This window comes from Streptomyces sp. NPDC057638, assembly GCF_042800315.1.
GTDB lineage: Bacteria > Actinomycetota > Actinomycetes > Streptomycetales > Streptomycetaceae > Streptomyces.
Genome location: NZ_JBHVHF010000324.1, coordinates 1 through 8,161, shown reverse-complemented (window position 1 = coordinate 8,161; position 8,161 = coordinate 1). Strand labels below are relative to the sequence as shown.

8 protein-coding genes are annotated in these 8,161 nt (G+C 72.1%); 5 read left to right on the top strand and 3 right to left on the bottom strand.

Features of this window, described 5'->3' with window-relative positions; genetic code table 11:
• Positions 1-71: 71 nt before the first annotated feature.
• Positions 72-1,160: a redox-regulated ATPase YchF gene (gene ychF, locus ACFVIM_RS29680; RefSeq protein WP_384307703.1), complete on the bottom strand. Its 1,089-nt coding sequence runs from the start codon at positions 1,158-1,160 to the stop codon at positions 72-74.
• Positions 1,161-1,404: 244 nt separating this feature from the next.
• Between ychF and ACFVIM_RS29675 the strand changes: the two genes are divergently transcribed.
• Positions 1,405-2,007, top strand: a complete 603-nt coding sequence (locus tag ACFVIM_RS29675; RefSeq protein ID WP_384307700.1) for a DUF6542 domain-containing protein — start codon at positions 1,405-1,407, stop codon at positions 2,005-2,007.
• 31 nt (positions 2,008-2,038) lie between these two features.
• Here the strand turns inward: ACFVIM_RS29675 and ppgK are convergent, their stop codons facing one another.
• Positions 2,039-2,779 (bottom strand): polyphosphate--glucose phosphotransferase, encoded by a 741-nt coding sequence (gene ppgK / locus ACFVIM_RS29670; protein WP_384307697.1) that lies wholly within the window; start codon positions 2,777-2,779, stop codon positions 2,039-2,041.
• A 46-nt stretch (positions 2,780-2,825) separates the two neighbouring features.
• On the bottom strand, positions 2,826-3,875 hold the full coding sequence (locus tag ACFVIM_RS29665; RefSeq protein WP_384307694.1) for a 4-hydroxy-3-methylbut-2-enyl diphosphate reductase: 1,050 nt from the start codon (positions 3,873-3,875) through the stop codon (positions 2,826-2,828).
• A gap of 128 nt (positions 3,876-4,003) precedes the next feature.
• Here ACFVIM_RS29665 and ACFVIM_RS29660 point away from each other — a divergent pair, with 128 nt between their 5' ends.
• The 4 genes from ACFVIM_RS29660 to ACFVIM_RS29645 all read left to right on the top strand — a co-directional run bounded on the left by ACFVIM_RS29660 (position 4,004) and on the right by ACFVIM_RS29645 (position 8,101).
• Positions 4,004-5,383: an APC family permease gene (locus ACFVIM_RS29660; protein ID WP_384307691.1), complete on the top strand. Its 1,380-nt coding sequence runs from the start codon at positions 4,004-4,006 to the stop codon at positions 5,381-5,383.
• A gap of 86 nt (positions 5,384-5,469) precedes the next feature.
• Positions 5,470-6,678 carry an exodeoxyribonuclease VII large subunit gene (xseA, locus tag ACFVIM_RS29655; RefSeq protein ID WP_384307688.1) on the top strand — a complete coding sequence of 403 codons (1,209 nt, stop codon included), beginning with the start codon at positions 5,470-5,472 and terminating at the stop codon, positions 6,676-6,678.
• Positions 6,679-6,784: 106 nt separating this feature from the next.
• Complete coding sequence (locus tag ACFVIM_RS29650; RefSeq protein WP_384307686.1) at positions 6,785-7,015, top strand: exodeoxyribonuclease VII small subunit; 231 nt, start codon at positions 6,785-6,787, stop codon at positions 7,013-7,015.
• A 495-nt stretch (positions 7,016-7,510) separates the two neighbouring features.
• Positions 7,511-8,101 (top strand): malonic semialdehyde reductase, encoded by a 591-nt coding sequence (locus ACFVIM_RS29645; protein WP_384307683.1) that lies wholly within the window; start codon positions 7,511-7,513, stop codon positions 8,099-8,101.
• Positions 8,102-8,161 lie beyond the last annotated feature (60 nt).

Below are 8,161 nucleotides of genomic sequence, written 5' to 3'. Positions count from 1 at the left end.
GGACGCTGTCGCGTCCGGCCTCTTCTGATCCGCGTGCCGACTGATCGATGAGCGCACCCGTAGGTGCACGGCTACACGTTGAAGCGGAACTCCACCACGTCCCCGTCCTGCATCACGTACTCCTTGCCCTCCATGCGCGCCTTGCCCTTGGCACGGGCCTCGGCGACGGAGCCCGTCTCGACGAGGTCGGCGAAGGAGATCACCTCGGCCTTGATGAAGCCCTTCTGGAAGTCGGTGTGGATCACGCCCGCCGCCTCCGGGGCCGTGGCGCCCTTGGGGATGGTCCAGGCGCGGGACTCCTTGGGGCCGGCCGTCAGATAGGTCTGGAGGCCGAGGGTGTCGAAGCCGACGCGGCCGAGGGTGGCGAGGCCGGGCTCTTCCTGGCCCATGGACTGGAGGAGTTCCAGGGCCTCGTCGTCGTCCAGCTCGATCAGCTCGGACTCGATCTTGGCGTTGAGGAAGATCGCCTCGGCGGGGGCGACCAGGGCGCGCTGCTCGTCCTTGAAGTCCTCGTCGACCAGCTCGTCCTCGTCGACGTTGAAGACATAGAGGAAGGGCTTGACGGTCAGCAGGTGCAGCTCGTGGAGGAGGGTGGCCTCGTCGGTGCCCTTGGTGACGCCGGCGGAGAAGAGGGTCTGGCCGGATTCCAGGATGGACTGGGCGCGCTCGACGGCGGCGAGGACGGCGACCTTGTCCTTGTGGAGGCGGGACTCCTTGGTGAGGCGGGGGATCGCCTTCTCGACCGACTGGAGGTCGGCGAGGATCAGCTCGGTGTTGATGGTCTCGATGTCGTCCTTCGGGGAGACCTTGCCGTCGACGTGGACGACGTTCTCGTCCTTGAAGGCGCGGATGACCTGGCAGATCGCGTCGGACTCGCGGATGTTCGCCAGGAACTTGTTGCCCAGGCCCTCGCCCTCGCTGGCGCCGCGCACGATGCCCGCGATGTCCACGAAGTCGACCGTCGCGGGGAGGATCCGCTGGGAGCCGAAGATCTCGGCCAGCTGGGTGAGCCGGGCGTCGGGGACGCCGACGACGCCCACATTGGGCTCGATGGTGGCGAACGGGTAGTTGGCCGCCAGCACGTCGTTCTTGGTCAGGGCGTTGAAAAGGGTCGACTTGCCGACATTCGGCAGACCGACGATTCCGATCGTGAGCGACACGTTGGCGACTTCCTGGGATGAGGAGCGACGGGCGTCCATACGGGGGCCGGGGGCGGCTCCGGTCGTACGGCGGTCGGCCCGGGCATGGGCCGATCCCCCAGTTTACGGGGGCACGGGCGCGCCGTCCCGTCACACCCCCGTGCGGTCCCCGGGCGCCGCCCGGCGTGTCGAACTCTTCTTCAAGGTCACCCAAAGGGCGTGTCCCGTACCCTCCGCACACCCTGGTGGCGCCTAGGTTGGTCGGGTGGAGCAGCCCAGGATCCGTCCCCCGCAGAGCCGACCCCGGCCCCAGCCGCCCCGGCCGCCGTCCGTGCCCCCGGGCGGCCGCCCCGCGCGGCCCACGGGACCGGGGGCGGGCGCCCGGCCCGTGGCCCCCGTGGTGCGCGCGCTGCGCAGACTGCCCAGCCCCCGGCTGACCGGGCTCGGCGGCGGGCTCTTCGCCCTGGTCGCGATGGTGCTGGTCGGGGCCCTGGACTGGCTGCTCCTCGATGGCTCGCCCACCGCCTACGGTCTGCTCTTCCTGCCGGTCTGCGTACTCACCGCCCTCTGGGTCCGGGAGGCCGACCTGGTCACCGCGCCGGTCGGGGTGCCCATCGCCTTCGCCGTCGGGATCGTGCCGGTCTCCGGCGGCGCGGGCGGCACGGGCGGCCATCTGATGGCCCTGATCACCTCGCTCGCGATGCACGCGGGGTGGCTGTACGCGGGAACGCTGATCGCCGGTCTGATCGCCTGCGTACGGAAGGTACGGGCGATGGGGCGCCGCACCCGCCGGGTACGGAGCGGCGCGCCCCGGGTGCGGGGAGCCGCGGGAGTACGGGGAGCCGGAGCCCCCCGGGTACGCGGCTGAGCACCCGGCGGGCGCCGTACTCCGGGAGGGGTCAGCGGCCCGCCGACGCCATCGCCGCGCCCACGATGCCCGCGTTGTTCTGGAGCTCGGCCGGCACGATCTCCGCGCGCACCCCCTCGATCAGAGGCAGGAACCTCTCCGCCTTGCGGCTCACCCCGCCGCCGATGATGAACAGCTCGGGCGAGAAGAGCATCTCCAGGTGGGCGAGGTACTTCTGGACCCGGCGGGCCCAGTGGGGCCAGGTCAGATCGTGGTCCTCCTTGGCCTTGGTCGAGGCGTGCTTCTCCGCCTCATGGCCGTGCAGCTCCAGATGGCCCAGTTCGGTGTTGGGGACCAGCCGGCCGTCGAGGAAGAGGGCGCTGCCGATGCCCGTGCCGAAGGTCAGCAGCATCACCGTGCCCTTGCGGCCCTTGCCCGCGCCGAAGGTCATCTCGGCGACGCCCGCCGCGTCCGCGTCGTTGAGCAGCGTGACCGGGGAGCCGCCGAGGCGGGCGCTCAGCAGGCCCGCCGCGTCCTGGTCCACCCAGCCCTTGTCCACATTGGCGGCGGTACGGGTGATCCCCGCGGTGACCACTCCGGGGAAGGTGATCCCGACCGGGCCGCTCCACCCGAAGTGCTCCACCACCGCGGCGACGCCGTCCGCCACCGCGGACGGTGTCGCCGGCTGCGGTGTCAGTACCTTGTGGCGCTCCTGGGAGAGATCGCCGCGGTCGAGATCCACGGGAGCGCCCTTGATACCGGATCCACCGATGTCCACTCCGAACACGTCCATGGACCCACGGTAAGGGCACCCTCTGACAGTTACCCGCCGGACCGCCTCACTGGGCGGAGGCGGATGTTCCGGAGGCGGATGTTCCGGACACGGTGGCCGACGGGCCCCGCGACATCAGGGCGGCGGCCTCGGCCCGCAGGTCCCGGCGCAGCTCCTTCGGCAGCGAGAAGGTGATCGTCTCCTCGGCCGCCTTCACCAGCTCCACGTCCTCGAAGCCCCGCTGCGACAGCCACTCCAGTACGCCCTCGACCAGCACCTCCGGCACGGAGGCACCCGAGGTGAGGCCGACGGTGGAGACGCCCTCCAGCCAGGTCTCGTCGATCTCCTCGGCGAAGTCCACGAGGTGGGCGGCGCGCGCGCCCGCGCCCAGGGCGACCTCGACCAGGCGGACGGAGTTGGAGGAGTTCTTGGAGCCGACGACGATGACCAGGTCGGCGTCCTCGCCCATCTGCTTCACCGCGATCTGGCGGTTCTGCGTCGCGTAGCAGATGTCATCGCTCGGGGGCGAGATGAGCTGCGGGAACTTCTCCTTCAGCCGGTCCACGGTCTCCATCGTCTCGTCGACGGAGAGGGTGGTCTGGGAGAGCCAGACGACCTTGGACTCGTCCCGCACCTCGACCTTGGCGACATCGTCGGGACCGTCGACCAGGGTGATGTGGTCGGGGGCCTCACCGGAGGTGCCGATGACCTCCTCGTGCCCCTCGTGGCCGATCAGCAGGATGTCGTAGTCCTCGTCGGCGAAGCGGACGGCCTCCTTGTGCACCTTGGTCACCAGGGGGCAGGTCGCGTCGATCGTCGCCAGGTTGCGGCGGGCGGCCTCCTCGTGGACGACCGGCGCGACGCCGTGCGCGGAGAACATCACGATGGAGCCCTCGGGGACCTCCGCCGTCTCGTCGACGAAGATCGCGCCCTTTCGCTCCAGCGTCTGGACCACGTACTTGTTGTGGACGATCTCATGCCGTACGTAGACGGGTGAGCCGTACTGCTCCAGGGCCTTCTCGACGGCGATCACGGCGCGGTCCACGCCCGCGCAGTAGCCACGGGGAGCGGCGAGCAGGACGCGGCGGGCGGGAGACGTAGCAGTCATGCCCCCCATCGTAAGGCCGCCCAGAACGCGCGCGACGACCGCGCCTGTGCAGAGACTGGAACGCTCCCCCGGGCCGCGCGGCGGGAGAGTGTGGAGGGCGCTGTGACCCGGATGACCTGGACGCCTCGGAGGCGCGGATGACGTCGGCGGGCGGTGGTAGGGAGCCGGGGCGCGCGGCGGGAGCGGCAGAGACAGCACACGGGGGGCAACTGCGGCGGACGCTCGGGTTCCGGGACCTGGTGGTCTATGGGCTCCTCTTCATCGCGCCCATGGCGCCGGTCGGTGTCTTCGGCACGCTCGACGCCAAGTCGCACGGCGCGGTCGCGCTCGTCTACGTCGTCGCCACGATCGCGATGGCCTTCACCGCCGTCAGCTACGCCCAGATGGTCCGGGTCGCCCCGCTGGCGGGCTCCGTCTTCGCCTACGCGCGCAAGGGGCTCGGCGAGGGCGCGGGATTCATCGCGGGCTGGATGGCCCTGCTGGACTACCTCCTCATCCCGGCCGTCGCCTACCTCTTCTCCGGCATCGCGATGGAGGCGCTGGTCCCGGGCGTGGACCGGTGGATCTGGACCGGGATCGCCGTCGTCGTGACCACCCTGCTCAACCTCTGGGGGGTGCGGGCCGCCGCCCGGGTCGGGTTCGCGGTGCTGCTGATGGAGATCGTGGTGCTGCTGGTCTTCGTCGTGACCGCCGTGACGGTGCTGGTACGGGAGGGGGCGCGGCGGGACTGGTGGTCGCCGTTCACCGGGGACACGGCGTTCTCGGCGGCCGCCGTCCTCAGCGCGGTGTCGGTGGCGGTCCTGTCCTATCTCGGCTTCGACGCCATCGCCTCCTTCGCCGAGGAGGTGACCGGCGGGTCGGCGAAGGTGGCGCGGGCGGTGCTGTTCTGTCTGGTGCTGGCCGGGGTGCTCTTCATCGTCCAGACCTATCTCGCGGCGCTGCTGCAACCGGTGTCGTCGGCGGAGCTGGCGGCGGCGCCGGAGCGGCAGGGCAGCGCCTTCTACGACGCCGTCGACGCCTCCGTCGGGAGCTGGCTGCACGATCTGATCGCCGTCAGCAAGGCGATCGGGGCCGCGTTCGCGGCGCTGGCGGGGCAGGCGGCGGCCGGACGGCTGCTCTTCGCCATGGCGCGGGAGCGGCGGCTGCCGGGCGCGCTGTCCCGGACGGACGCGGGCGTGCCCAGGGTGGCGCTGGTGCTGGCGGCGGCGGTGAACCTGGTCGCGGCGGTGTGGGCGGCGCGGCGGGCGGACGGTCTCGACCATCTGGTCTCCGTGGTGGACATCGGGGCGCTGACGGCGTTCGTGCTGCTGCACGCGAGCGTGGTGGGGTGGTTCGTGGTGCGCCGGGGTGGGGGGAAACCACGCTGGGGAGTGCATCTGGTGGTGCCGGTGGTGGGCGCGGTGATCCTGGTGGTGGTGATGGCGGAGGCGTCGGCGACGGCCCAGCTGGTCGGCGCGCTCTGGTTCGCCGTGGGACTGGTCAGCCTCGCGCTGCGACCCCGCTCGCGGACGCGCTGAGACCGCGGGGCAGGAGCTCGGCGCTGGGGCTGGTGACCGGTGCGCGCGGGGCCGGGAGTGTCAGTGGCGGGGGCTAGGGTCGGTGTATGGCTTTGCATACGTCGGCCGAGGCCCCCCTTCCCATCGGGGAGGTCTCCCGCCTCATCGGTGGCTGGATCGACCGTCTCGGCGCCATCTGGGTCGAGGGGCAGATCACCCAGCTCTCCCGCCGCCCCGGGCAGGGCGTCGTCTTCATGACGCTGCGCGACCCCTCGTACGACATCTCCGTCAGCGTGACCTGCTACCGCCAGGTGTTCGACGCCGTCGCCGATGTGGTCTCCGAGGGCGCCCGGGTCATCGCGCACGCCAAGCCGGAGTGGTACGCGCCCCGGGGGCAGCTCTCCCTGCGGGCCGTGGAGCTGCGGCCGGTGGGCGTGGGTGAGCTGTTGGTGCAGCTGGAGCGGCTGAAGCGGACCCTGGGCGCGGAGGGGCTGTTCGACGCGGACCGCAAGCGGCGGCCGCCGTTCCTGCCGCACCGGGTGGGGCTGGTCTGCGGGCGCGCCTCGGCGGCCGAGCGCGATGTGCTCCAGCAGGCCCGGCACCGCTGGCCCGCCGTCCGCTTCGAGGTACGGAATGTGGCGGTCCAGGGCGTCCACGCGGTTCCCCAGGTCATCGCGGCGGTCCAGGAGCTGGACGCGCTGGACGAGGTGGATGTGATCATCGTGGCGCGCGGCGGCGGCAGCGTGGAGGATCTGCTGCCGTTCTCGGACGAACGGCTGGTGCGCGCGGTCGCCTCCTGCCGTACGCCGGTGGTGTCCGCCATCGGCCATGAGCCGGACTCGCCCCTGCTGGACCTGGTCGCCGATGTCCGGGCCTCGACCCCGACGGACGCGGCGAAGAGGATCGTCCCGGACGTGGTCGAGGAACTGGAGCGGGTGCGGGCGGCGCGGGACCGGGGGCTGCGCGCCATCCGGTCGCTGCTGGAACGGGAGGAGCGCGGGCTGGCCCATGCGCTGGCCCGCCCGGTGATGGAGCACCCCCAGCGGATGGTGGAGCAGCGCGAGGCGGAGGTGGACGCCCTGGTGGCGCGGAGCCGCCGGGTGCTGGGCCATCTGCTGGACCGCGCCGACTCGGAGCTGGCGCACACCCGCGCCCGAGTGGTGGCGCTCTCCCCGGCGGCCACCCTGGAGCGGGGGTACGCGGTGCTCCAGCGCACCGGGGGCGCGGTCGTGCGGGACCCGCGGGAGGTGGCGGGCGGCGAGGAGCTGCGCGCCCGGGTGGCGGGCGGCGAGTTCGCGGTGCGCGTCACCGAGTAGCGCGCGGGCCTCCCGTACCGCTGGGTACCAGGGGGCGGTGGGGACTGAGGGGACGAGAGGTCCGGCCCGGCACACGACGGGTACGACGGCAGAGAAGAGGCACCGGATGGCCGCCACGGCGGAGGAGAACACGCTCGGGTACGAGCAGGCGCGCGATGAGCTGATCGAGGTCGTGCGCCGGCTGGAGGCGGGCGGCACCACGCTGGAGGAGTCGCTCGCCCTGTGGGAGCGCGGCGAGGAGCTGGCCACGGTCTGCCGTCACTGGCTGGAGGGCGCCCGCGCCCGGCTGGACGCGGCGCTGGCCCGCCCGGAGGAGGACGCCCCGGAGGAGGGGTGACGACGGGTTTCGAACAGGGGCGGCCCCGCATGGGCGGCGTTCCGGCCCCGCTCCACCGTCCGGCCCCGGGTGGACCTTCGGGTCTCACATGGAGATGCGGCTCCCGTTCCGCGTTCCGGCCGGGCGGACCGCTCGGGCCGCGTGATCGGCTGGGCCGAGTGAACGAACCAGCCCCGTGAACGGTCCGGCCCCGTGAACGTTCCGGCCGGGCGGACCCTCCGGGCCGCGGGGGTCAGCGGCCGCCCGGCCCGGTCGAGCCGCTCTCACCAAGGCCCGGGAGACCAGATCGCGAGGAGCCGCGCGCCTCCTCCGGCCCGGTCGGACCCGCGCTTCCGGGCTCCGGGACCCCGTACGGCGGAGAGCGACGCGCCCAGATGGCACTCACCCCATCCGCCCCCCGTGACCCACCTCACACAATTACTTGAAATTTAACCTAACCCGGCACTGTTGGACGGAGACATATTCAGACCTCCCCCCGCCCCGAAAGGTGCGCGCATGCCCCTCGTCCTCGACCCCACCGCTCAGGACCTCCTCTTCCGTGAGGCCCGTACCGCGAACACGTTCACCGACCAGCCGGTGACCGACGAGCAGATGCAGGCCGTCTACGACCTGGTGAAGTACGGGCCCACCGCCTTCAACCAGATGCCCCTGCGTGTGGTGCTGGTCCGGACGCCCGAGGCCCGGGAGCGACTGGTCGCGCACATGTCCGAGGGCAACGCGCCGAAGACCGCCACCGCGCCGCTGGTCGCCATCCTCGCCGCGGACAACGAGTTCCACGAGGAGCTGCCGGAGCTGTTCCCGCACTTCCCCCAGGCCAAGGACGTCTTCTTCAGCGAGCGCCCGGTCCGCGAGGGCTCCGCGAACCTGAACGCCGCCCTCCAGGCCGCGTACTTCATCGTGGGCGTGCGCGCCGCCGGTCTCGCCGCGGGCCCGATGACCGGCTTCGACGCCGCGGGCATCCAGAAGGAGTTCCTGGACGAGGACCACACCCCGCTGATGGTGGTCAACATCGGCCACCCGGGTGAGAACGCCTGGTTCCCGCGCTCCCCGCGCCTCTCCTACGACACCGTGGTGACCACCGTCTGACCTGGCGGACGACGGCAGCCGTCACACGGCGGACCGAAGGGGCCGCCGCACCGGATCCGG

Coding starts and splice junctions, on each gene's coding strand:
- ACFVIM_RS29645 (WP_384307683.1), top strand. CDS start 7,511: ATGCCCCTCGTCCTCGACCCCACCGCTCAGGACCTCCTCTTCCGTGAG.
- xseA (WP_384307688.1), top strand. CDS start 5,470: ATGGCTTTGCATACGTCGGCCGAGGCCCCCCTTCCCATCGGGGAGGTC.
- ACFVIM_RS29650 (WP_384307686.1), top strand. CDS start 6,785: ATGGCCGCCACGGCGGAGGAGAACACGCTCGGGTACGAGCAGGCGCGC.
- ACFVIM_RS29665 (WP_384307694.1), bottom strand. CDS start 3,875: ATGGGGGGCATGACTGCTACGTCTCCCGCCCGCCGCGTCCTGCTCGCC.
- ppgK (WP_384307697.1), bottom strand. CDS start 2,779: ATGGACGTGTTCGGAGTGGACATCGGTGGATCCGGTATCAAGGGCGCT.
- ACFVIM_RS29660 (WP_384307691.1), top strand. CDS start 4,004: ATGACGTCGGCGGGCGGTGGTAGGGAGCCGGGGCGCGCGGCGGGAGCG.